26 protein-coding genes are annotated in these 23,617 nt (G+C 64.9%); 22 read left to right on the top strand and 4 right to left on the bottom strand.

Translation table 11 applies throughout. The features are described 5' to 3' along the window. Nucleotides 1-112: 112 nt before the first annotated feature. From F753_RS33870 to F753_RS33850, 5 genes are all read left to right on the top strand, one after another. Nucleotides 113-529: a hypothetical protein gene (locus F753_RS33870; RefSeq protein ID WP_023444966.1), complete on the top strand. Its 417-nt coding sequence runs from the start codon at nt 113-115 to the stop codon at nt 527-529. Nucleotides 530-551: 22 nt separating this feature from the next. Beyond that, nucleotides 552-1,442, top strand: coding sequence for a cation diffusion facilitator family transporter (locus tag F753_RS33865; RefSeq protein WP_023444965.1), 891 nt, complete (start codon nt 552-554; stop codon nt 1,440-1,442). Between the two features lie 345 nt (nt 1,443-1,787). Continuing rightward, nucleotides 1,788-2,267, top strand: a complete 480-nt coding sequence (locus tag F753_RS33860) for an Lrp/AsnC family transcriptional regulator (RefSeq protein ID WP_014819005.1) — start codon at nt 1,788-1,790, stop codon at nt 2,265-2,267. Nucleotides 2,268-2,430: 163 nt separating this feature from the next. Continuing rightward, nucleotides 2,431-2,823 carry a globin gene (locus F753_RS33855; RefSeq protein WP_023444964.1) on the top strand — a complete coding sequence of 131 codons (393 nt, stop codon included), beginning with the start codon at nt 2,431-2,433 and terminating at the stop codon, nt 2,821-2,823. A 175-nt stretch (nt 2,824-2,998) separates the two neighbouring features. Next, entirely contained in the window at nt 2,999-3,217 is a 219-nt protein-coding gene (locus F753_RS33850; RefSeq protein WP_003298283.1) for a DUF2788 domain-containing protein, read from the top strand. A 21-nt stretch (nt 3,218-3,238) separates the two neighbouring features. Here the strand turns inward: F753_RS33850 and F753_RS33845 are convergent, their stop codons facing one another. Continuing rightward, entirely contained in the window at nt 3,239-3,877 is a 639-nt protein-coding gene (locus F753_RS33845) for a pseudouridine synthase (protein WP_023444963.1), read from the bottom strand. A 291-nt stretch (nt 3,878-4,168) separates the two neighbouring features. Between F753_RS33845 and urtA the strand changes: the two genes are divergently transcribed. From urtA to F753_RS33780, 13 genes are all read left to right on the top strand, one after another. Next, complete coding sequence (gene urtA, locus F753_RS33840; protein ID WP_023444962.1) at nt 4,169-5,437, top strand: urea ABC transporter substrate-binding protein; 1,269 nt, start codon at nt 4,169-4,171, stop codon at nt 5,435-5,437. A gap of 176 nt (nt 5,438-5,613) precedes the next feature. Further along, nucleotides 5,614-7,185, top strand: a complete 1,572-nt coding sequence (gene urtB, locus F753_RS33835) for an urea ABC transporter permease subunit UrtB (RefSeq protein ID WP_031297528.1) — start codon at nt 5,614-5,616, stop codon at nt 7,183-7,185. Further along, entirely contained in the window at nt 7,182-8,258 is a 1,077-nt protein-coding gene (gene urtC, locus F753_RS33830; RefSeq protein WP_023444960.1) for an urea ABC transporter permease subunit UrtC, read from the top strand. Before urtB ends, urtC begins: the two co-directional genes overlap by 4 nt. Next, on the top strand, nt 8,258-9,109 hold the full coding sequence (gene urtD, locus F753_RS33825; protein ID WP_031297526.1) for an urea ABC transporter ATP-binding protein UrtD: 852 nt from the start codon (nt 8,258-8,260) through the stop codon (nt 9,107-9,109). The genes urtC and urtD overlap by 1 nt, the downstream gene beginning before the upstream one ends. A gap of 176 nt (nt 9,110-9,285) precedes the next feature. Continuing rightward, nucleotides 9,286-9,984 (top strand): urea ABC transporter ATP-binding subunit UrtE, encoded by a 699-nt coding sequence (urtE, locus tag F753_RS33820; RefSeq protein WP_023444958.1) that lies wholly within the window; start codon nt 9,286-9,288, stop codon nt 9,982-9,984. A 217-nt stretch (nt 9,985-10,201) separates the two neighbouring features. Then, nucleotides 10,202-11,035, top strand: coding sequence for an urease accessory protein UreD (locus F753_RS33815; RefSeq protein ID WP_023444957.1), 834 nt, complete (start codon nt 10,202-10,204; stop codon nt 11,033-11,035). A gap of 136 nt (nt 11,036-11,171) precedes the next feature. Then, nucleotides 11,172-11,474 carry an urease subunit gamma gene (gene ureA / locus F753_RS33810; RefSeq protein ID WP_014818998.1) on the top strand — a complete coding sequence of 101 codons (303 nt, stop codon included), beginning with the start codon at nt 11,172-11,174 and terminating at the stop codon, nt 11,472-11,474. 11 nt (nt 11,475-11,485) lie between these two features. Next, nucleotides 11,486-12,040 carry a GNAT family N-acetyltransferase gene (locus F753_RS33805; RefSeq protein ID WP_084799373.1) on the top strand — a complete coding sequence of 185 codons (555 nt, stop codon included), beginning with the start codon at nt 11,486-11,488 and terminating at the stop codon, nt 12,038-12,040. Beyond that, complete coding sequence (locus F753_RS33800; RefSeq protein WP_023444955.1) at nt 12,037-12,342, top strand: urease subunit beta; 306 nt, start codon at nt 12,037-12,039, stop codon at nt 12,340-12,342. The genes F753_RS33805 and F753_RS33800 overlap by 4 nt, the downstream gene beginning before the upstream one ends. A 148-nt stretch (nt 12,343-12,490) precedes the next feature. Then, the gene (ureC, locus tag F753_RS33795; RefSeq protein ID WP_023444954.1) at nt 12,491-14,191 is read left to right on the top strand and encodes an urease subunit alpha; all 1,701 of its coding nucleotides are present in this window, start codon (nt 12,491-12,493) and stop codon (nt 14,189-14,191) included. A 360-nt stretch (nt 14,192-14,551) separates the two neighbouring features. After that, complete coding sequence (locus tag F753_RS33790) at nt 14,552-15,280, top strand: hypothetical protein (protein ID WP_023444953.1); 729 nt, start codon at nt 14,552-14,554, stop codon at nt 15,278-15,280. A 328-nt stretch (nt 15,281-15,608) separates the two neighbouring features. Beyond that, nucleotides 15,609-17,081, top strand: a complete 1,473-nt coding sequence (locus F753_RS33785; RefSeq protein ID WP_023444952.1) for an NCS1 family nucleobase:cation symporter-1 — start codon at nt 15,609-15,611, stop codon at nt 17,079-17,081. Nucleotides 17,082-17,149: 68 nt separating this feature from the next. Next, nucleotides 17,150-18,331: a GAF domain-containing sensor histidine kinase gene (locus tag F753_RS33780; protein ID WP_023444951.1), complete on the top strand. Its 1,182-nt coding sequence runs from the start codon at nt 17,150-17,152 to the stop codon at nt 18,329-18,331. Here the strand turns inward: F753_RS33780 and F753_RS33775 are convergent, their stop codons facing one another. After that, nucleotides 18,332-18,598 (bottom strand): DksA/TraR family C4-type zinc finger protein, encoded by a 267-nt coding sequence (locus tag F753_RS33775; RefSeq protein WP_003301757.1) that lies wholly within the window; start codon nt 18,596-18,598, stop codon nt 18,332-18,334. 202 nt (nt 18,599-18,800) lie between these two features. Between F753_RS33775 and F753_RS33770 the strand changes: the two genes are divergently transcribed. Continuing rightward, entirely contained in the window at nt 18,801-19,526 is a 726-nt protein-coding gene (locus tag F753_RS33770) for a TorF family putative porin (RefSeq protein ID WP_023444950.1), read from the top strand. Nucleotides 19,527-19,533: 7 nt separating this feature from the next. On the opposite strand, the gene F753_RS33765 is transcribed toward F753_RS33770, so the two are convergent. Both F753_RS33765 and F753_RS33760 read right to left on the bottom strand, forming a co-directional pair. Continuing rightward, entirely contained in the window at nt 19,534-20,397 is an 864-nt protein-coding gene (locus tag F753_RS33765) for an isocitrate lyase/PEP mutase family protein (protein ID WP_003301755.1), read from the bottom strand. Between the two features lie 100 nt (nt 20,398-20,497). Then, nucleotides 20,498-21,370 carry a DMT family transporter gene (locus F753_RS33760; protein WP_014818989.1) on the bottom strand — a complete coding sequence of 291 codons (873 nt, stop codon included), beginning with the start codon at nt 21,368-21,370 and terminating at the stop codon, nt 20,498-20,500. Between the two features lie 266 nt (nt 21,371-21,636). Here F753_RS33760 and F753_RS33755 point away from each other — a divergent pair, with 266 nt between their 5' ends. The 3 genes from F753_RS33755 to F753_RS33745 all read left to right on the top strand — a co-directional run bounded on the left by F753_RS33755 (nt 21,637) and on the right by F753_RS33745 (nt 23,475). Further along, nucleotides 21,637-22,122, top strand: a complete 486-nt coding sequence (locus tag F753_RS33755; RefSeq protein WP_023444948.1) for a GNAT family N-acetyltransferase — start codon at nt 21,637-21,639, stop codon at nt 22,120-22,122. A 163-nt stretch (nt 22,123-22,285) separates the two neighbouring features. After that, nucleotides 22,286-22,786, top strand: a complete 501-nt coding sequence (gene ureE, locus F753_RS33750) for an urease accessory protein UreE (RefSeq protein WP_023444947.1) — start codon at nt 22,286-22,288, stop codon at nt 22,784-22,786. Continuing rightward, nucleotides 22,783-23,475 (top strand): urease accessory protein UreF, encoded by a 693-nt coding sequence (locus tag F753_RS33745; RefSeq protein ID WP_023444946.1) that lies wholly within the window; start codon nt 22,783-22,785, stop codon nt 23,473-23,475. The genes ureE and F753_RS33745 overlap by 4 nt, the downstream gene beginning before the upstream one ends. Nucleotides 23,476-23,617 lie beyond the last annotated feature (142 nt).

The following is a 23,617-nucleotide window of genomic DNA, read 5'->3' as shown; positions in this document are numbered from 1 at the left end:
GTCAGCGCACACGCCGAACACCCGAGCCCGCGGCATGGTCTGATATCGAGAAAACATCATCCAGCTGTCTTCCGGCCCTTGTATAGTTGCGCCACTTTTCCAGGAGGTCCTTATGCGTACTCGTAACCGAATCATCGGCGGCGTGTTGGCCGCTTCCCTGTTCACCCAGCTGGCCGCCTGCGGCACGCTGTTCTACCCGGATCGCCGCGGGCAGATCGAAGGCCGCATCGACCCGGCGATTGCGGCCCTCAACGCGGTAGGGCTGATATTTGGAATCATTCCTGGATTGATTGCCTTCGGCATCGACTTCACCACTGGCGCGATCTACCTGCCCGATGATCAGTACTCCGTGGCTCCGGAAAAACTGCAGGAAGCCATCGGCGCCGACGGCCAGATCGACCCGGCGCGCCTGAAAGCCATTATCGAGGCGGAAACCGGCCGCAGCCTGCCGCTGGCCGACCCGCGCCTGATCCAGCACAACGGCAGCGTCGAGCAGCTGGCCGCCTTCGGTCTGCGCCCCGCTGCCTGATGTCGAGAACGGCTAACAGGCGATGAGCATCAACCGCGACCACGCCCGGCTCATGCGCCGGGCGACCGCTGCGGCCCTGGCGACGGCGATCCTGCTGGCGCTGAGCAAGGCCGTGGCCTGGTGGCTGAGCGGCTCGGTGAGCCTGCTCGCCGGCCTCACCGATTCGCTGCTCGACGGCGCCGCGTCGCTGCTCAACCTGCTCGCGGTGCACTACTCGCTGCGCCCGGCCGACGACGATCATCGCTACGGCCACGGCAAGGCCGAGGCTCTGGCCGGGCTGGGCCAGGCGGCATTCATCTGCGTCAGCGCGATACTCGTTGGCGTGCAAGGCGTCGACCGCCTGCTGCATCCGCAACCGTTGGGCGCCCAGGGCGTCGGCATCGCGGTGATGATCTTTTCACTGCTGATGACGGCCATTCTGCTGAGGTATCAGCATCACGTGGTCAAGGTGACCGGCTCCACCGCCATCCGCGCCGACTCGCTGCACTACCGTTCAGACCTCTTGCTCAACACCAGCATCCTGCTCGCGCTGGTGCTGGCCAGCTTCGGCTGGGAGCGACTGGACGCACTGTTCGGCATCGGTATCGCGCTGTACATCTTCTGGAGCGCCATCACCATCGTCCGTGAGGCCGGCGCGGTGCTGATGGATACCGAACTGTCGCCGGAGATCAGCGAGCAGATGCAGAAGCTGGTCTGCGAAGTGCCGGGCGTGCATGGCTGCCATGACTTCCGCACACGCATTTCCGGCACCCGTTGGTTCGTGCAGTTGCATCTCGAGCTGCCGGGGGACCTGCCGCTGTCGCAGGCGCATGATCTGTGCGTGGCGGTGGAGAACGCGATTCACGATCGCTATCCGAATGCGGAGGTGCTGGTGCATGCCGATCCGCTTGAGGTAGCGCCGCCGAAGCGGTGATTGGAGTTTTCGGATTCCATTTCCAAGGCACCACCACAACGCCCACAACGAAAAAGACCACGCCTGGGCGTGGTCTCTTCGATTCGTCTGGCCGATGATAACGGCTTCTTCGCGCGGCGCCTCGTGAGCACCGGGGGCCCGGACCGTCGGTCTTGGTAAGACCTTCGGTGGTCACGGCGGGGATGCTGTGCCGTGTCCGTTTCTGCCGGGGGCTGAAGTTGAGATAAAGCTTACGCCGCACCACACAGCACTGGATTGCGAATATTGCTGATCAAGGCATCGCTTGCGCAATCAATCACCCTGCATTCATCATCATGCGCAATCTATTCCCAAACGAGATTCACCATGAGCAAATTAGATCGCTACGACCTGCGCATCCTCGCCGAATTGCAGCACGACGCCCGCATCTCCAACCAGGAACTGGCTGAACGCATCGGCCTGTCACCCTCGCCCTGCTCCCGCCGGGTCAAACAGCTGGAAGACGATGGCTACATTGCCCGCCAGGTCGCCCTGCTCGACCGCAAGAAGCTCGGCCTGACCCTTACCGCCTACGTGCTTATCGGCATGGACCGGCACACACCGGAGCGCTTCGAGCACTTCGAAGGCGTGATCGGCAAATGCCCGGAGGTGCTCGAATGCAGTCTGGTCACGGGGATGGACGCCGACTACCAACTCAAAGTCGTGGTGCCCGACATGGAGCATTACCAGCAGTTTCTGCTCGGCACCCTGACGCGCATCGAAGGCGTCTCCAGCGTGCGTTCCAGCTTCGTATTGCGCCAGGTGTCATCGAGTACGGAGCTGCCGCTGGAGCATTTGCGCAGCTGAGACATGGCTCACAGCTTTCGCCCCACACTTCGCAGGGTTGCTGCCTATAATCCGCCCCCTTCTGCACCGCCCCGCACACGGATGATCCCGGCCGGGGCGGATCGTCCATCGCCTGCTCACCGGCGGGCCTCGCTGCAAAATGCCCTCGTGCAAGGGAATGCCCATGAAAGACACCAACCGCGTCATGCAGAGCTACGGCCGCTGCTGCGCCAGTCCCAACTTCTTCGATGACTTCTACGCGTCCTTCCTCACCAGCTCACCGGCGATCCGGGAGAAGTTCGTGCGCACCGACATGACCGCGCAGAAACAGTTGCTGCGCGCCGGCATTCTCAATCTGGTGCTGTTCGCCCGCGGCATGCCGGATACCAAACTCCGCGCACTGGGCAAGAGCCATTCACGCGCACATCTGGACATCCGCCCCGAGCTCTATGACCTGTGGATCGAAGCGCTGCTGAAAACCATCGGCCAGCACGACGGGGAGCTGGAAAAGCAAGATCTGCAGGCCTGGCGCACGGTGCTGAACAAGGGCATCGACGTGATCAAGGCGGCCTACTGAATACCGGTGAGACATTTCGCCGCACCGGCGCCCGGTCGGCGCGATCCGAACGCTTTCCGAGCTCGACCGTCCAACCAGCGGTGGCACACCCGCCACTCGCTGGCGGCGTATACTGCGCCGCTTTCGCGCCCGGCCTGCCACGGGCGCATTCGTCGAAGTCACTCAGGAGATCCCTGTGGAGCCCGAAGTTTTCGAAAAGTGGATGATGATCGTGCTCGTCGGCGGGCTGATGGCCTTCATGGCGTTCATCATCTGGGACCTGGCCAAGAAGTCGAAGGCCGGTCGCCTCGGCACCGCCATCCTCTTCCTCGGCCTAGGCCTGTGCCTGTTCGCCTTTCTCGCCAAGCCGGTCATCGGTTACGTCATCGAAGTGACTCAGGGCATCCCGCACTGAGTTGAGGCACCGGCCGGCGCGCTACAGCTGCGCCGGCACCTCCAGCCACTCACCCGGCTGCAGGCCATCGAGCGCCCACGGCCCGATGCGCACCCGCACCAGACGCAGGGTCGGCAACCCAACCGCCGCCGTCATGCGTCTGACCTGGCGATTACGCCCCTCGCGAATCACCAATTCCAGCCAGCTGGTCGGCACGCTCTTGCGAAAACGCACCGGCGGGTTGCGTGGCCATAGCTCGGGCTCGTCCAGCTGCCGCGCTTCGGCGGGCAGGGTCAGGCCGTCATTGAGCTGGACGCCATCGCGCAAGCGCTGCAGCTGCTCGGCGCTGACCTCACCCTCCACCTGCACCCAGTAGGTCTTCGGCAGCTTGTGCTTGGGGTCGGCGATGCGCGCCTGCAACTGACCGTCGTTGGTCAAGAGCAGCAGCCCCTCGCTGTCGCGATCCAGCCGGCCAGCCGGATAGACGCCCGGCACCTGCACGTAATCCTTCAGCGTCGCGCGGCCATCGGCATCGTTGAATTGCGTCAGCACGTCGAACGGCTTGTTCAGCAACAACAGGCGTGGCTCGGCCGGCGGTGCCTTGGCGACGCGCCGCGGCGCGGATGGGCGCGCGGTTCGTGCAGGCGGACGCGAGGATGGAGGACGCGGTGGACGGGGCATGGCGACGGGTCTCGATACGGGCCGGCCATGCTAGAAGTGACACCCGGCAGCTGCAAGTGGCGGAGCCACTCGGCGCGGCACTGAAATCGGGCAAAGCGGCCTCCCGCGGTGCACCACCGGCATTCGCGTGCACCAGCATGGCTCACCGCGAAAGCAGCCCGATCAACCCCAGATCGGCGCAAAGCTGCGTCGCAGAAGGCTTTGCGCCATTTGGCACGGATGCTGCCATTACTCCTGGCGTTCCGATGTTTTCAGCCCACAGTTGCGCACGGACAGCCAAGGAGCCCCACAATGAAACGCCGTCCTCTGATCAAGACCACCCTCGCCGCCAGCGCCCTGATGCTCAGCGGCCTGTTCCCGTTCACCCTGCAGGCCGCAGAGACCATCAAGGTCGGCATCCTGCATTCGCTGTCCGGCACCATGGCCATCTCCGAGACCTCGCTCAAGGACATGGCGCTGATGACCATCGACGAGATCAACGCCAAGGGCGGCGTGCTCGGCAAGCAGCTCGAGCCGGTGGTGGTCGACCCAGCCTCCAACTGGCCGCTGTTCGCCGAGAAAGGCCGCCAGCTGCTGACTCAGGACAAGGTGGCGGTGACCTTCGGCTGCTGGACCTCCGTTTCGCGCAAATCCGTACTGCCGGTATATGAAGAACTCGACGGCCTCTTGTTCTACCCCGTGCAATACGAAGGTGAAGAGCTGTCGCCGAACGTCTTCTACACCGGCGCCGCGCCAAACCAGCAGGCCATCCCGGCCGTTGAATACCTGATGAGCGAAGACGGCGGCAGCGCCGAACGCTTCTTCCTGCTCGGCACCGACTACGTCTACCCGCGCACCACCAACAAGATCCTGCGCGCCTTCCTGATCAGCAAGGGCGTGCCGGAATCCAGCATCGAAGAAATCTACACGCCGTTCGGCCACAGCGATTACCAGACCATCGTCGCCAACATCAAGAAGTTCTCCGCCGGCGGCAAGACCGCTGTGGTGTCGACCATCAACGGCGACTCCAACGTGCCCTTCTACAAGGAGCTGGCCAACCAGGGCCTGGAAGCCACTGACGTTCCGGTTGTCGCCTTCTCGGTCGGCGAGGAAGAACTGCGCGGCATCGACACCAAGCCGCTGGTCGGTCACCTGGCCGCCTGGAACTACTTCCAGTCGGTTGAAAACCCGGTCAACGAAGCCTTCGTCAGCAAGTGGAAAGCCTACGCCAAGGCCCAGAACCTGCCTGGCGCCGACAAGGCCGTGACCAACGACCCGATGGAAGCCACCTACGTCGGTATCCACATGTGGGCGCAGGCAGTCGAGAAAGCCGGCACCACCGACGTAGGCAAGGTGCGCGACGCCCTCGCTGGCCAGACCTTCGAGGCGCCGAGCGGCTACACCCTGACCATGGACGAGAAGAACCACCACCTGCACAAGCCGGTGATGATCGGTGAAGTCCAGGACGACGGTCAGTTCTCGGTGGTCTGGGAAACCGAAAGCCCGGTCCGCGCGCAGCCGTGGAGTCCCTACATCCCGGGCAACGACAAGAAGCCGGATTACGCGGTGAAGTCGAACTAACCGCTGCGGTCGCCGCGGTGGATGGATGACGCGCCAACTCCGCGTCCCGATCCACCCTGCGATCACTCGGCTTTCGTCGGGCGGATCGAGACGCGTAGTCGAGACGATCTCATCCGCCTGCCCACCGCCGCCAGCTCCGCCAAGAGAGCACACGGCGCCCCCTGGGGAATACACAGATGAACACTGCCCTACACCGATTATTGCTGCTGCTCCTGCTCGCCCTGCCCTGGGCGGCCCAGGCCGGAGACGCGGCCGACTACGCCAAGGCCAGCCCCGCCAAACAGGCCAAGCTGCTGGAAAGTTGGGCCGCCGTGCCCGCGCCTGAGCGCCTGCCGTTGATCGAAGCGCTGCGCGCCAGCCGCGTGGTGATCGACAAGAACAAGACGCCCTTCATCGAGGAAAACGGGGCCTACCGTGCCCTCGAAGGCGACGCCGAGCCGGTCGGCACGCCGAAGAAGCTGCGCCTGAACAACCGCCTGCGTGGTCTGCTCAACACCGCGCTGGCCAGCCACCAGCTGTTCGCCGAAGACCCCGCGCAGCGTCTCGCTGCGGCCAAGCGCCTGCAGCGCAGCGGCAAGCCGGAACAGCTCAAGCTGCTCCAGCAGCGCCTGGACGTAGAGGAAGATGCTGCCGTCAGCGAAGCGCTGACCCTGGCGCTAGCCAACCTGCAGCTGACCGCGAGCGACCCGGCCGTGCGCCTCGCCGCCGTGCGGTTGCTTGGCGAAACCGGTGCTCCGCTGGCGCGGGTAAGGCTGGAAAACCTGCTGGCCGACGCGGCGGAAACCGACGCCGCCGTGCGCAAGGCCGCCGAGACCAGCCTGGCCCAGGTCAAACGCAAACTGCTGATCGGCGAACTACTCGGCCAGGCCTTCAGCGGCCTGTCGCTGGGCTCGATCCTGCTGCTCGCCGCCCTCGGGCTGGCGATCACCTTCGGCCTGCTCGGCGTGATCAACATGGCCCACGGCGAGATGCTGATGCTCGGGGCCTATACCACCTATATGGTGCAGGTGCTGATGGCGCGGCTCGCACCCGACGCGCTGGCGTTCTACCCGCTGGTGGCGCTGCCGGTGGCCTTTTTCGTCACCGCCGTGATCGGCATGGCGCTGGAGCGCACGGTGATCCGCCATCTGTACGGCCGCCCGCTGGAAACATTGCTGGCGACCTGGGGCATCAGCCTGATCCTGATCCAGCTGGTGCGCGTGCTGTTCGGCGCGCAGAACGTCGAAGTCGCCAACCCCGGCTGGCTCTCCGGCGGCCTGCAGGTATTGCCGAACCTGGTGCTGCCGTACAACCGCATGGTGATCATCGGCTTCGCGCTGTTCGTGGTGCTCTTGACCTGGCTCTTGCTGAACAAGACACGTCTGGGCCTGAACGTGCGTGCGGTCACGCAGAACCGCAACATGGCCGCGTGCTGCGGGGTGCCCACCGGGCGCATCGACATGATGGCCTTCGGGCTGGGCTCCGGTATCGCTGGCCTCGGTGGTGTTGCACTTAGCCAGATCGGCAACGTCGGCCCGGATCTCGGCCAGAGCTACATCATCGACTCCTTCCTGGTGGTGGTGCTCGGCGGTGTCGGCCAGCTGGCCGGCAGCATCTTCGCCGCCTTCGGCCTGGGCATCGCCAACAAGATCCTCGAACCGCAGATCGGCGCCGTGCTGGGCAAGATCCTCATCCTCGCGCTGATCATCCTCTTCATCCAGAAGCGTCCTCAGGGACTATTCGCTCTCAAGGGGAGGGTCATCGATTGAACCAGCCACTCACCCTCACCGCCGCACAGAAAGCCGGGCCGAAACTCACCGCCGTCGCCCTCGGTATCGCTTTGGTCGTGTTGCTGGCCATGCCGCTGCTGCACCTGCTGCCGGCCGAGCATGCCCTGCACGTCTCGGCCTACACCCTGACCCTGGTGGGCAAGATCCTCTGCTACGCCATCGTCGCCCTGGCGCTGGATCTGGTCTGGGGCTACGCGGGGCTCTTGTCCCTCGGCCACGGCCTGTTCTTCGCCCTTGGCGGTTACGCCATGGGCATGTACCTGATGCGCCAGAGCGCCGGTGACGGCCTGCCGGCGTTCATGAGCTTTCTCGCCTGGAATGAACTGCCCTGGTACTGGTACGGCACGTCGAGCTTCCTCTGGGCCATGTGCCTGGTGGTGCTGGTGCCCGGCGTGCTGGCCTTCGTCTTCGGCTTCTTCGCCTTCCGCTCGCGGATCAAGGGCGTGTACTTCTCGATCATGACCCAGGCGCTGACCTTCGCCGGCATGCTGCTGTTCTTCCGCAACGAAACCGGCTTCGGCGGCAACAATGGCTTCACCGACTTCAAGACCATTCTCGGCTTCTCAATTTCGGCGCCGGCGACCCGCGCCACGCTGTTCTTCGCCACGGTCGCGCTGCTCGTCGGCAGCCTCTATCTCGGTTGGCGTCTGGCGCGCAGCAAGTTCGGCCGGGTGCTCACCGCACTGCGCGATGCGGAGAACCGGCTGATGTTCTGCGGCTACGATCCGCGCGGCTACAAGCTGTTCATCTGGACGCTGTCCGCCGTGCTCTGCGGCCTCGCCGGTGCGCTCTATGTGCCGCAGGTCGGCATCATCAACCCCAGCGAGATGGCGCCGACGCAATCCATCGAGGCCGCCGTCTGGGTCGCCCTCGGCGGACGTGGCACGCTCATCGGCCCGTTGCTTGGCGCCGGCATCGTCAATGGTATGAAGAGCTGGTTCACCGTGGCCTTTCCCGAGTATTGGCTGTTCGCCCTCGGCGCGCTGTTCATCATCGTCACCCTGTACCTGCCCAAGGGCGTCATCGGCCTTATCAAGCGGAGGGGCGAATGATGAAAACCGTACCTTGCAGCGCCGTCATCGACGGCTTCGACCCTACCGGCGGCGGCCTGACCCGCGATGCCATCGGCCTCGGCCGGGTAGCCGAGAAGGGTCTGGATGTACGCCATGGCACCATCCTCAGCCTGGAAGACATCAACGTCAGCTTCGATGGCTTCAAGGCGCTGACAGACCTCAGCCTGTACATCGGCGTCGGCGAACTGCGCTGCATCATCGGCCCCAACGGCGCCGGCAAGACCACCATGATGGATGTCATCACCGGCAAGACGCGCCCCACCAGCGGCAGCGCGTATTTCGGCGAAACCCTGGACCTGACCCGCATGAGCGAGGTGGACATCGCCCAGGCCGGCATCGGCCGCAAGTTCCAGAAGCCCACGGTGTTCGAGGCGCTTTCGGTATTCGAGAACCTGGAGCTGGCGCAGAAGACCGACAAGTCGGTGTGGGCCAGCCTCAGGGCCAGGCTTTCCGGCGAGCAGAAGGACCGCATCGACGAAGTGCTGGAGACCATCCGCCTCGGCCAGTCGCGTCATCGCCCAGCCGGCCTGCTGTCCCACGGCCAGAAGCAGTTCCTCGAGATCGGCATGCTGCTGATGCAGTCGCCACAACTGCTGCTGCTCGACGAGCCGGTGGCCGGCATGACCGATGCCGAGACCGAGTTCACCGCCGAGCTGTTCAAGTCGCTGGCGCGCAAGCATTCGCTGATGGTGGTCGAGCACGACATGGGCTTCGTCGAAACCATCGCCGACCACGTCACCGTGTTGCATCAGGGCCAGGTGCTGGCTGAGGGCTCGCTGCAACAGGTGCAGGCGGATGAGCGGGTGATCGAGGTGTATCTGGGGCGGTAGAGCGGCTCGGCTCGCAGTGGGACTGAGGCCGGCTTGATCCATCAATGCCATTCCACGGTGGATGGGTGAAGCGTCATCCACCCTACGCCCGCCGAACGCCCATGCCCGCATCAACGCAAACCTAATCGTAGGGTGGATAACGCCAGAGGCTTATCCACCAAGTGAAGGAGTCGCACATGCTGCAAGTCCAGCAACTGCACCAGTACTACGGCGGCAGCCATATCCTGCGCGGCCTGTCGTTCGAGGCGAAGGTCGGCGAAGTCACCTGCCTGCTCGGACGCAACGGCGTCGGCAAGACCACCCTGCTCAAGTGCCTGATGGGCCTGATCCCGGCCAAGGAAGGCGCGGTGAACTGGGAGGGCAAGCCGATCACCGGCTTCAAGCCGCACCAGCGCGTGCACGCCGGCATCGCCTACGTGCCGCAGGGGCGCGAGATCTTCGGCCGCCTGACCGTCGAGGAAAACCTGCTGATGGGCCTGTCCCGCTTCAGCGCCAGGGAAGCCAGGGAAGTACCCGAGTTCATCTACGAGCTGTTCCCGGTGCTCAAGGAAATGAAGCACCGCCGCGGCGGCGACCTCTCCGGCGGCCAGCAACAGCAGCTCGCCATCGGCCGCGCGCTGGCTAGCAAGCCGCGCCTGCTGATCCTCGACGAACCCACCGAAGGCATCCAGCCCTCGGTGATCAAGGAAATCGGCGTCGTGATCAAGAAGCTCGCCGCCCGCGGCGACATGGCGATCCTCCTGGTGGAACAGTTCTACGACTTCGCCGCCGAACTGGCCGACCAGTACCTGGTGATGAGCCGCGGCGAGATCATTCAGCAGGGGCGAGGCGAGACGATGGAGGCCGAAGGCATACGCGGGCTGGTCGCGATCTGATCGGAAGAATGCACCACAACGGCGCATAAAAAGCTCAACGCACCAGCCCGAAGCACAGGAGCATCAGCAGAGACGCCTGATCAGGACGCCAACTCGCGGCGGAAAGCCCTGCAGCACCGAGCTATCGGCCGCGCCACAGGACGACGCACCAGGGCAGCGCACAACAGGCATGGCGATTGCTCTGCTTTCTTGACGACAGATCGAAAAGCCTGCGCCCATGAACGCCCCTGCACCGCTGTTCACCCCCCACTGGCATGCCGAGCTCGAGCTCGGTTATGCGCTGTGCGCCGGCGCCACGCGGCCGGTGCTGCGTCGCCACAACGGGCCGCTGCGGGTGCAGAAGCATCTCTACCCCGAGGGGCCGGACGTATGTCAGCACATCATCGTGCACCCGCCGGGTGGCATTGCCGGCGGGGATCGGCTGGATATCAGCGCCTCGGTTGCCGCCGGTGCCTGGGCGCAGCTGACCAGCCCCGGTGCGGCCAAGTGGTATCGCGCAGTCGGCCCGGCGTTTCAGGACCTGCGCCTGCGCGTCGAAGCCGGCGCCACGCTGGAATGGCTACCGCAGGAGACCATCGTCTACTCCGCGGCGCAGGCCGAGCTGAGCACGGTCATCGAGCTGGAAGGCGACGCGCGGCTGTTCTACTGGGACATGGTTGCGCTCGGCCGGCCGGCAGCAGGCGAGCGCTTCGACGCCGGGCATTTCCAGGCGCGCCTGGATATCCGCCGCGATGGCCAGCTCATCTGGCACGAACGCCAGCGCATCGCCGGCGGCGACGGCCTGCTGGATTCACCGATCGGCCTCGACGGGCACTCGGTGTTTGCGACCCTGATCGTCAGCGGCGAAATCGACGCGGAGCTGATGGAGCGCTGCCGTGAATTGCCCAGCCGCGTGCGTGGCGACCTGACCCAGCTGCCCGGCTTGGTGGTCGCGCGCTGTCTCGCGGACGAAGCGCTGCATGCGCGCGCCTGGCTGATCGATTTGTGGCGGCTGTTACGCCCTGAACTGCTGGGCCGCGAGGCGGTACCGCCACGAATCTGGAGTACCTGAATGACCGGTGGGCAAGGCTGCGCTGTTGCCCACCCTACGCCGGCGCTTGCCAAGTGCCGCCCGATGATCGCTGCGTGGTCTCGACCACGAGCCGGTGGATGCGAAAAGCGACGTCCACCCTACGACTGGAGCTGTTATGGATCTGTCACCAAGAGAGAAGGACAAGCTGCTGATCTTCACCGCCGGCCTGGTGGCCGAACGCCGTCTGGCGCGCGGGTTGCAGCTCAACTACCCGGAAGCCATGGCCTACATTTCCGCGGCACTGCTCGAAGGTGCGCGCGACGGCCGAACGGTCGCCGAGTTGATGCACTTCGGCACCACCCTGCTCAGCCGCGAGCAGGTGATGGAAGGCGTGCCGGAGATGATCCCGGAGATCCAGGTCGAGGCCACCTTCCCGGATGGCACCAAGCTGGTCACCGTGCATCAACCTATTCCCTGAAACGCGGGTCAATGTCTACTGCGAACGACCTTGAACCGTTTTTGAAGGAACTCAACGTGCAGATACGCGACGCCCTGGACACCGACCTCGCAGGCATCCTGCGGATCTACAACGACGCGGTTGAGAACAGCACGGCAATCTGGAACGACCGGATCGTCGACCTCGACAACCGCCGCGCCTGGCTGGCCGAGCGACACGATCAGGGTTACCCGGTGCTGGTGGCCATCGACGAGGGGGGCCAGGTGGCCGGCTACGCCTCGTTCGGCCCCTGGCGCCCGCATGACGGCTTTCGCCACACCGTGGAGAACTCGGTGTACGTGAGCCCAGACCACCGCGGCAGCGGCATCGGCCGCAGCCTGATGAAGGCGCTGATCGAGCGCGCCCGGCAGCTGGAAAAGCACGTGATGGTCGCCTTTATCGAAAGCGAGAACCGCGCCTCGGTGCATATGCACCAGCAGCTCGGCTTCATCCACGTCGGCCAGATGCGCCAGGTCGGCTGCAAGTTCGGCCGCTGGCTGGACCTGACCATGATGCAACTGACCCTGAACAGGACGTCCCAACCATGATTCCCGGCGAATACCAGATCCAGGACGGCGACATCGAGCTCAACGCCGGCCGCCGCACCCTGACCCTCTGCGTGGCCAACAGCGGCGACCGGCCGATCCAGGTCGGTTCGCACTACCACTTCTTCGAAACCAACGATGCGCTCACCTTCGACCGCGCCGCCACGCGCGGCATGCGTCTGAACATCCCGGCCGGCACCGCGGTGCGCTTCGAGCCGGGACAGAGCCGCGAGGTGGAACTGGTCGAGCTGGCCGGCGATCGCCGGGTGTTCGGTTTCGCCGGGCGAGTGATGGGCGCGCTTTAAAAGCCCCTCACCCCAGCCCTCTCCCAAAGGGAGAGGGAGAAAAGCAGCCACCGCGACGGAATGGACCAACGCCGATCAGCCCCCTCTCCCTCCAGGAGAGGGTTGGGTTGAGGGCAGAGCCAATACAGGGACCGACCAAGGAGCCCCGATGAAGATCAGCAGACAAGCCTACGCCGACATGTTCGGCCCCACCGTCGGCGACAAGGTGCGCCTGGCCGATACCGAGCTATGGATCGAGGTCGAAAAGGACTTCACCACTTACGGCGAGGAAGTGAAGTTCGGCGGCGGCAAGGTTATCCGTGACGGCATGGGCCAGGGCCAGCTGTGTGCCGCGGATGTGGTCGACACCCTGATCACCAACGCGCTGATCCTCGACCACTGGGGCATCGTCAAGGCCGACGTGGGCCTGAAGGACGGCCGTATCGCCGCCATCGGCAAGGCCGGCAACCCGGACATCCAGCCGGACGTGACCATCGCGATCGGCGCCGCGACGGAAGTGATTGCCGGCGAGGGGATGATCCTCACCGCAGGCGGCATCGACTCACACATCCACTTCATCTGCCCGCAGCAGATCGAAGAGGCCTTGATGAGCGGCGTCACCACCATGATCGGCGGCGGCACCGGGCCGGCTACCGGCACCAACGCCACCACGGTCACGCCCGGCCCCTGGCACATGGCGATGATGCTCAAGGCCGCCGACGCCTTCCCGATGAACATCGGTTTCACCGGCAAGGGCAACGCCTCGCTGCCCGAGCCGCTGATCGAGCAGGTCAAGGCCGGCGCGATCGGCCTCAAGCTGCACGAAGACTGGGGCACCACCCCGGCGGCCATCGACAACTGCCTGAACGTGGCGGACCAGTACGATGTGCAGGTGGCGATCCATACCGACACGCTCAACGAATCCGGCTTCGTCGAGACCACCCTCGGCGCGTTCAAGGGTCGCACCATCCACACCTACCACACCGAGGGTGCCGGCGGCGGCCACGCGCCGGACATCATCAAGGCCTGCGGCTTCGCCAACGTGCTGCCGAGCTCGACCAACCCGACCCGGCCGTTCACCCGCAACACCATCGACGAGCACCTGGACATGCTCATGGTCTGCCACCACCTCGACCCGAGCATCGCCGAGGACGTGGCCTTCGCCGAGAGCCGTATCCGCCGCGAGACGATCGCGGCCGAAGACATCCTGCATGACCTCGGCGCGTTCTCGATGATCAGCTCCGACAGTCAGGCCATGGGCCGCGTCGGCGAGGTGATCACCCGCACCTGGCAGACCGCCGACAAGATGAAGAAGCAGCGCGGCGCCCTGCCCGGCGATGGCGCCGGCAACGACAACTTCCGCGCCAAGCGCTACATAGCCAAGTACACCATCAACCCGGCGATCACCCACGGCGTCAGCCACGAGGTGGGCTCCATCGAAGTCGGCAAGTGGGCCGACCTGGTGCTCTGGCGCCCGGCCTTCTTCGGCGTGAAACCGACCCTGATCCTCAAGGGCGGCGCCATCGCCGCCAGCCTGATGGGCGACGCCAACGCCTCGATCCCGACGCCGCAGCCGGTGCACTACCGGCCGATGTTCGCCAGTTACGGCGGCTCGCTGCATGCATCGAGCTTCACCTTCATCAGCCAGGCCGCGTTCGAGGCCGGCGTGCCCGAGCAACTGGGGCTGAAAAAGAAGATCGGCGTGGTGAAGGGCTGCCGTTCGGTGCAGAAGAAGGATCTGATTCACAACGACTACACACCGGATATTCAGGTCGACCCGCAGAACTACCAGGTACGGGCTGATGGCCAGCTGCTCTGGTGCGAACCGGCCGAGGTGCTGCCGATGGCGCAGCGCTACTTTTTGTTCTGATCGACCGGTTCTGATCGACCTGTTCTGATCGGCAGCGCGCCGGGACGGAGGGCCAATTGCCTTCCAGCCAGCGCGCGTTTTGACCATCGTTGCAAGGTCGATGCTCGCGCTGCACTTCGTCGGTTCGCGAGTGAATCAACCGTTCGATGGATTGGGAAAGTCGGGCATGGAATTACCGTCTGACAACCCAAGCGCAACGCTCTACCCAGGGATGCATGGATGCGCAGCGACCACCGGCTACCGTGGCTGGCGGGAGGCATTGCCGGTGTCGCGTTCGAGGGGAAAGCGGGCGTTTTCGGGTAACCGCGTCAGCTGAAAAACCAGCGGCGCGATTGACTGAATCCTACGGAGAAACAATCGATGTTCAAAACCAACGCGCTTTTCGCTGCTGTCCTCGCCGTCTCTGCCACCCAGGCTATTGCGGCCAGCAGTGAAGCGGTTATCGAACAAAACGGTGTTGACCAGATCGCCGATGTCTACCAGGAAGGCGTCGGCCAGGCTTCGTACATTTATCAGACCGGCGCTTCGCAGCAGAACAGCGCCACGACCACCCAGCTCGGCCAGGACAACTTTTCCGAGGTGACTCAGCAGGGTGCCTTGCACCAGGCCGATGTCATTCAAACCGGCGTCGAGGGCGAGGTGTTCATCAGTCAGTACGACCGGGACAACAGCACGATCGTCGAGCAGGCCGGCTTTGCCAACAGCGCCGACGTGACCCAGGACGGCGTGAGCAACGATGTGGTGCTGATCCAGGACGGCGCGTACAACAGCACCATTGTCGATCAGTTCGGGGAGGGCAACGAAGCGCTGATCTCCCAGAGCGGCCAGGAAGGCATCGTCGATCTCATCCAGACCGGCAACATGAACGTGGCCGATATCGATCAGGCCGGAATCGGCAACTCCGTCGACCTGGAGCAGCAGGGCGACGGCAACCTCGCGCTGGTCGATCAGTTCGGCGATTCCAGCCAGGCCGTGCTGCTGCAGACCGGCGCCGACAACTTCGCGACCGTGACCCAGGCAGGCTTTGCCGACTACGCCAGCGTCAGCCAGACCGGCAGCAGCAACACCGCGATCGTTACCCAGCAGTAATCGCGTCCATCGGCCGATTCGGTCGGAAAGCCAGGCCCCACGCAGGCCTGGCTTTTTTATGTGCCATCGGAAAGCACCCTGCTGGTGCACTGCACGCAGCTCAGGCTCTCGAGCGGCGCACCCGCAGACAGGGCTTTGCACTCGACCCGCCTAAAATCGCCACCCTTTCTGTATACAAAAACTCCAGGTTAACTGTCTGCGAGCGCCTAGAATCCAGGGGTTGGCGACGTAGCGCGCTGCGCCACAGCCGGTCAATTCGCGAGCTCTGCCTTACGCGGAACAAGAACTGCATACAAAAAATCCACAGTCTTGCTCAGAACGCTCTCCCATGAACCATGACGATTTCCAGATCAAGCAGATCGATCCCAGCCTGTACAACGCCGATCTCGCGCCACTTGCCCCGGCTGAGCGCAAATGGGGCTGGTTCGAGATCTTCAATGTGTGGTCAAACGACATCCAGAGCCTGTTCGGCTACACCCTCGCAGCCACGCTGTTCATCAGTTACGGCCTCAATGGCTGGGCGGTCCTGGCGGGCATCGTGCTGGCCGGTTTCATCGTCATGGGCCTGGTGCAGCTCACCGGCAAGCCCAGCGTGAAGTACGGCATTCCGTTCCCAGTGATGGCGCGGGCGAGCATGGGGGTACGCGGCGCGAATTTCCCGGCGGTGGTACGCGGCATCGTCGCGATCTTCTGGTACGGCGTGCAGACCTATTTCGCCTCGACCGCGGTGGCCCTGTTGCTGCGGACACTGCTCGGCAGCGAGCCACAGGCCGCCACGCTGCTCGGCCTGACGGCCATCGAATGGGCCGCCTACGTGATCGTCTGCGTGTTTCAGGTGGCGCTGTTCGTCCGTGGCGTCGACTGGGTAACGCGCTTTCTCAACTGGGCCGGCCCGCTGGTCTACCTGGTGATGATCGTGCTGATGATCGCCATCTGGTATCAGGCCGGCCCGAGCCTGCTCGGCGCCCTCGGCGACATCTTCAGCGGCAGCGGAGAGCACGCCGGCGGACCGATCGCCGCGTTCGCCGCGGTGGTCGGCACCATGGTCGCCTACTTCGCCGCCGTGGTGATCAACTACGGCGACTTCGCCCGTTTCGTGAAGAGCGAACGGCAGATGCGCATCGGCAACTTCCTCGGTCTGCCGGTGAGCCTGGCGATCTTCTCGCTGATCGCGCTGGTGATCACCGCCGGGACCGTGGTGGTGTTCGGCGAAACGCTTACCAACCCCACCGACATTGTCGCGCGCATCGACAACGTGACCCTGACGGTGGTGGCCGCCATCACCTTCTTTGCCGCCACGGTCGGCATCAACCTGGTCGCCAACTTCATCCCGCCGGCCTACGACATCGCCAACCTGGCACCGGCCAGGATCAGCGCGCGTACCGGCGGTTTCATTACCGCGGCCATCGCCTTCTTCATCGGCGCGCTGTGGGTGGCCTTCATCAGCGAGGTGGGTATCGCCGCCTTCGTCGACACGCTGGGCGCGGTGCTGGCGCCGCTGTACGGCATCATCGTCGCCGACTACTACTTGGTTCGCCGCCAGCATCTGGACCTGCAGCAGCTGTTCTCCACCGAGCGCAGCGGGATCTACCACTTCAATGCCGGCTGGAACCGCAAGGCGATGATCGCCTTCGGCGTCAGCGCGCTGTTTTCGGTGGCCTCGGTGTGGGTGCCGGGCCTGGAGAGCCTGTCCGGCTTCGCCTGGCTGCTCGGCGCGCTGTTCGGCGGCGTGCTGCACTACGGACTGATGCGTAACCAGTCGTTGCTCGCTCGGGCGGGGCAACCCGCTCCGCTCGGCTGACCGGCGCCTGCTGCAGAGGTCGGCCATGTTAAAGTGGCCGGCCTTTTTACGTCGCTCAGGGCCTGCAGATGGTGCGATCCATCCTCGACGACCTGCTCACCGTCCAGCGCATCAGCGCCGTCCCGGCCATCCTGCAAGTGGTCAGCGAAACCACTGGCCTGCGCTTCGCTGCGGTTGCCCGCGTCACCGAGACGAGCTGGACCGCCTGCGCCGTACTCGATCGCATCGAGTTCGGCCTGAAGGTCGGCGGTGAGCTGGACATCACCACCACGCTTTGCAGCGAGATCCATGCCTCGCAGCAGCCGATCATCATCAGCCAGGTCAGTGCTGACCCCGATTACTGCAACCATCACACACCGCAGATGTATGGCTTCGAAAGCTATATTTCGGTGCCGGTGCTGCGCGCCGACGGCAGTTTCTTCGGTACGCTCTGTGCGCTCGATCCGCTACCGCGCGACCTTTCCCACCCGGCGACGCGAGCGATGTTCGAGTCATTTGCGCGGCTGCTGACGCTGCAGATCGAAGCCGAGGAGCAGCAGCAGGCCACCCGTGCAGCGCTGGCCGACGAGCGCACCACCGGCCATCAGCGCGAGCAGTTCATCGCGCTGCTCGGCCATGACCTGCGCACTCCGCTGGCCTCGATCCAGGCGGCCAGCGATCTGCTGGTCCGGCGCTCGACGGAACGCGGCACGCAACAGCTTGCCGAGCATGTACTCGCCTCCAGCCAGCGCGCTTCGCGCATGGTCGACGACCTGCTGGATTTCGCCCGCGGCCAGCTGGGCAATGGCATCCCACTGAACTGGACCGCAACAGCCAACCTGCACCTCACCCTGCTGCAGGTGGTCAACGAGCTGCGCACCGCTCATCCACGCCGGGTGCTGCTCGAGCAATTGCCGCAGCTGCCGATTTTCGAGTGTGACCCGGATCGGATCGCCCAGTTGTTGGCCAATCTGATAACCAACGCGCTGCATCACGGCGCCAGTACCGGTCCGGTGATCGTGAAGGCCGAGGTGGTCGACGAGCATTTCCAGCTGGCGGTGCACAACCGCGGCACGCCAATCCCACCTGAACGGCTGGAACAACTGTTCCATGCCTATTCCCAGGAAGACGACACCTCGCGCAACGGGCTTGGACTCGGGCTTTTCATTGTCGACCAGGTAGCGAAAGCTCATGGCGGCGGCATGCAGGTGAGCTCCAGCGCCGAGGCCGGTACCGCCTTCACCTTCCGCATGCCGCTCAACCGCACCTGATCAACGCAGCTGGCTGTCCTTGCTGCCACGGCGGTTGTAGCCGCTGAACCTGGCGTCTTCCTTGTCCTGCTCGGCCTGGCACTTGATGCACAGCCTGACGCCAGGCACCGCCTGGCGCCGCGCTTCGGGAATGGCCGCGCCGCACTCCTCGCAATGCTTGAGGCTCTCGCCGCGGGCGAGCTTGCTGCGGGCGCGCTGCACCGCGTCTTCGACGGTACTGTCGATCTGCTCCTGGACGGCACCGTCGCCTGCCCAACCTGTCGCCATTGCTCACCTCCCGCATCGCTCGATGCTGTTCTGCTTTGGAGTCATTGCGCGGGCGGATGCTCACCCCAGGCGATACCGCCCATCGAATGACGCCGGGCAATCGACGGATGGCGCTGACCGGGCGGCATAGTCGCCTATCCTGCCCCGGTTCACGCCGACGGCTCAGCGCCTCGGGCATTTGCGAACCGGCAGGGCAGCCAGCATGAAGCGCATCTTACCGATCATAACCAGCCTGCTCCTGGCAGCGGGCTGCGCCAGCGAACCACAGGTGCTTGAGCGCGAACTGGGCACCTTCGACCTCAAACTGGGCACCGAGCCTACCCGCAGTATGGCGCAGGGGCTGGTGCAACCGAGCACCGGCAACGCATTCCATGGCGGACTCGATCTCACGCATGCCAGCGGGCTATATGTCGGGCAGTGGTCCCCCAGCGTCGGTTTGGTCGACGGTAGGCAACTCGAGGTGAATTCCTATCTCGGCTATGCGCAGCAGAACGATCATGACCAACTCGGCTACGAGATCGGCCTGATGCGCTACAGCTTTCCGGAACTGCCCGAATGGGATCGTCACGAATACTACGGTGGCCTGACGCTGGGCGACCGCCGCCTCGGCGCGGCGCTGAACAGCGCCGCCGGGCGTACCGACAGCACGCTTTATCTGGACTTGGGCACAGTGACCCCATTCGCCGTCGGCGTCCGCGTGAAGTACTCAAGCCACGCGCTGGCCGCACCGCATTATCTCAGCGGTGGCGACAGCGTGGACCTTTTCAGCGACTGGTCGCTCGACCTCTCGCGGCCCTGGCTGGGCCTGCAGCTGAACCTGTCCTACAGCGACTCCAGCCTGAGCGGCCAGGCGTGCAGCGCCTACTCGGGACAGAACCCGCGCTGCGACGGGCTGCTAACCTTCCGCGCCGAGCGTCAGCTGTTCTGAGCGCGCCTCATTCCTTGACCTGCATGTACTCCTCGGCCCAGACGACGTACTCGTCCGCGGTGGAGTACTTGACCGACAGCTGCGAAGCGTTCAGGTCCAGCGCATCGACCTGGCGCTGCTCGCGCAGGCAGTCGTAGGTCGCCTTGATCGCCGCGAAGTAGGCCGCGTGGCCGTTGACCACGATGCGCACGCCGAGCGCCGCCAGCCGCGCGTTGTCGCGCAGGTTGGGGTTGCCGTAGGTGACCAGCATCAGCGGCTTGCTGAGCTGGCTGGCGATGCTTTCCAGATGGTCGAAGTCCTCGATGCCGACCAGGCAGATCGCATCGGCGCCGGCCTTCTCGTAGGCCTGGGCGCGGGCGATGACTTCCTCGAAGCCGATCACGCCGGCATTGGTCCGGCCGATGATGGCCATTTCCGGATCGACCCGCGCCTCCAGCGCCGCGCGGATCTTGCCGACCGCCTCGAACATGCCGATGAGGTCAGTGGAGCGGCGACCGAATTTGGGCGGCAGCAGGGTGTCCTCGATGGTCAGCGCGGAAATCCCGGCGCGCTCCAGTTCGGAAACGGTGCGCATCACGTTCAGCGCATTGCCGTAGCCATGGTCGGCATCGGCCAGCACCGGCAGCTGAGCGACGCGGCAGATACGCGTGGCCTGCTCGACGAACTCGCTCAAGGTGATGAGGTTGAAGTCCGGCGCGGCGAGGACCTGCAGCGAGGCCACCGAGCCGCCGAGGATGCCCACTTCGAAACCGAGGTCGGCGGCGATGCGCGCGGACATCGGGTCGAACACCGAGGCGGTGTGGAAGCAGCGGTCGGCGTTCAGCAGCTCGCGAAAGTTGCGGCGCAGGTCGTGATGAGAGAGTCGCGGCATATAGGCTCCATGGGTGCACGCAAGGGTCGATTCGCCCTGTCTTTTCATTTCAGTGTTGTTGAGAAGCTGCCTGGTCGGCCGAATGGCACATTTTCGCTGTTTATCCCTCGGCCGGCCCCTGGCGGCGCTGCACATAGGCCATGCACAGGCCGCTGGCGATGATCACCGCCATGCCGATCAGCGCCCCGGCATCCGGCGCGTGATCGAAGGCGACATAGCCGACCACCCCGGCGAAGACGATCTGCCCGTAAGTGAACGGCGCCAGCGTCGCCGCGCTGGCGAAGCGGAAGGCATTGGTCAGCAGCAGGTGGCCGAGCATCGCCATGCCGCCGAGCGCGCCCATCAGCAGCGCGTCGTGCAGCGTTGGCGTCCGCCAGTTGAAGACCACCAATACGCTCAAGGTCACGCAGCCGACCAGGCTGGTCAGGTAGTTGCTGGTCACCGGGTGGTCGGTACCGGCCAGGCGCCGGGTCACCAGCTGATACACGGTGAACGAAAGGGCCGCGCCGAAGGGCAACAGCACCGCCGGGGTAAACAGCGCCGAACCGGGCCGCACGATGATCACCACCCCGAGCAGACCGAAGCCCACGGCCAGCCACTGACTGCGGCTGACCCGCTCGCCCAGCAGCGCCGAGGCGATGGTTACCAGCACCGGGGTCAGAAAGATCACCGCAGTGGCTTCGGCCAGCGGAATGAAATGCAGGCCGTTGATGAACAGCAGGCTCACGCTGACCAGGCTCAACCCGCGCAGCAACTGTGGCCACGGGCGCAGGGTGCGAAACACGCGCTGGCCCATGCGCGGCACGAACAGCGCGGTCATCAGCACCGTCTGCGCGACGTAACGAGCCCAAATGACCAGGAACACCGGGTAGATTTCCGAGAGGTGTTTGGCCAGCCCGTCATGACTGGCCAGCAACAGACCCGACAGCAATATCAGCAGAACGCCGTAGAGCGGGTGATGGTGATCGTTCAACGCAGGCCTCAGCCACTTGTTAGCAGGCTAACCATTATGCCTGTCATCTTGTCGCACCGCTGCACCAATCAGCTGAAACCATTCAGCCCGGCCAGGACGGTGGCGCCACTGCCCTGTCCGTTCCGCTGCGTGCGCTGACTGAGCACGGACGCGCCGCCCGGCGACAAGCGGAACGCCGGCATTTCGCGTATGATCGCCGGCTTTTTGCCGAGCCGCGCGGCGTTTCGCGGCGTTCGAGTGTAGCCGTGATGTACCAGTTGAGAGCGATGCAGGAGCGCGATATCCCTGCCGTCCTGGCGATCCAGGAAGAATCCTATGCCGCCGAGGTCCTGGAAGACGAGGCGGTGATCCGCTCACGTCTGGCGGCATTTCCGCAGTTGGCGTGGGTGGCCGAGGATGACGAGGGCGTGTGCGCCTATCTGTTCGCCTACCACTCGCGACTGGGTAAAGTGACGCCGCTGGACGGGGAGTTCTGCACCGACGGCGAGGCCGATTGCCTTTACCTGCATGACCTGGCCGTGGCCGGACGGGCCGCCGGCCGCGGCATCGGCCCGGCACTGGTGCGGCACAACCTGCAACAGGCTGGCGCCGCACAGCTGCGCTATTCGGCACTGGTGTCGGTGCAGGATTCCACCGGTTTCTGGTCGCGTCTGGGCTACGAAGCCCACGACGAACTCGACCCGCCGCAGGCCGGCAACCTGGCCAGCTACCAGATCCCTGCCGTGTACATGGTGCGCGACCTGCACCAGTAAGGCGCACGCACCTCACCCGGCCCCGACAGGCGCACTATGACGGTGCGCTCAAAGCCCCATTATCAGGCACGCATGCCCCAAAGGCGCCGCGATCGCGATATATGGGACTGGTTGGCAAGCCACTTGCTCTTGTTCCGGAAACGATCCGACCGGAACTCTGCTCATGCTGGTGATTCGCCAACGCATCGACGCCCGCCCCGAGTGGCAGGCCGAACTCGAACTGACCTACGACGCGCGCAGCAAGAGTCGCCTGCGCTGCTTCAGTACCAGCGGCGAGGATGTCGGCCTGTTTCTCGAACGCGGCCAGCCGCCGCTGCACGATGGCGAATGCCTGCTCGCCGGTGATGGCCGTGTCGTGCGCGTGCGTGCTCGGCCCGAGCAACTGCTGCACGTCACCTGCACCAGCGCTTTCGAACTGACCCGCGCGGCGTATCATCTGGGCAACCGCCATGTCGCCCTGCAGGTCGGCGATGGCTGGCTGCGGCTGCTCGACGACTACGTGCTCAAGGACATGCTGTTGCAGCTGGGCGCCGGCGTCGAACACATCGAAGCCCCCTTCCAGCCGGAGCATGGAGCCTACGGCGGAGGTCATCACCATTCCCACGCGGGTGAGGCAGAGTTCAGCTACGCGCCGCGCCTGCACCAGTTCGGCGTACGGACGTGAACGCGACGGCCGCTCCCGGCTCGGCCTGGGCGCTGCTCCGGCTGGCCAGCCCGCAGCTGCCGATCGGCGGCTACAGCTATTCCCAGGGTCTGGAAATGGCGGTGGAAAACGGCTGGGTGAACGACCCGGACAGCGCTCGGCGTTGGCTGGAGGATCAACTGCTGCTCAACCTCGCGCGCTTCGAGGCGCCGCTGCTGCTCGCGCATTGCGAAGCGGCGGCACAGGACGACTGGCCGCGTCTGTTTCAGCTCGCCGCCGAGCACCGCGCCAGCCGCGAAACCCGCGAGTTGCAGCTGGAAAGCCGGCAGATGGGCTATTCCCTGACGCAGTTGCTCGACGGCCTGCCGGAACTCGACCAGCCAGCGCGCGACTGCCTGGCCGCTGCCGACGAGCCCGGTCTGGCACTGGCCTGGGCGCTGGCCGCCCGCGCCTGGCAGATCACGCCCGCCGACGCTCTCGCCGCCTGGTTGTGGGGCTGGCTGGAAAACCAGCTGGCGGTGCTGATGAAGACACTGCCGCTGGGGCAGCAGGCGGCGCAACGCTTGACCTCGCAGCTGGTGTCGGTCTTGAGCCAGGCGCAGCGGGAGGCCAGCGAACTGCCGGAAGCGGCCTGGGGCAGCGCGCCGTTCGGGTTGGTTCTGACCAGCATGGCGCATGAGCGGCAGTACAGTCGGTTGTTTAGGTCATGAGCGGATCGAGTCCGGCGTTGCCGTGCGCGTCTGTAGGGGCGAGCGCTGCTCACGAACCCGATGGTCACTCGTGGCGCACGGTGTTCACCGAACCAATGCGAAGGAATCTTGGCCACGAAACTGTTGGCTTTCTGCCTGAGTG

It is taken from the genome of Stutzerimonas chloritidismutans AW-1 (assembly GCF_000495915.1).
Lineage (GTDB): Bacteria > Pseudomonadota > Gammaproteobacteria > Pseudomonadales > Pseudomonadaceae > Stutzerimonas > Stutzerimonas chloritidismutans.
The sequence above is the reverse complement of the archived record's forward strand: the minus strand, read 5'-3'. Positions and strand labels throughout refer to the sequence as shown.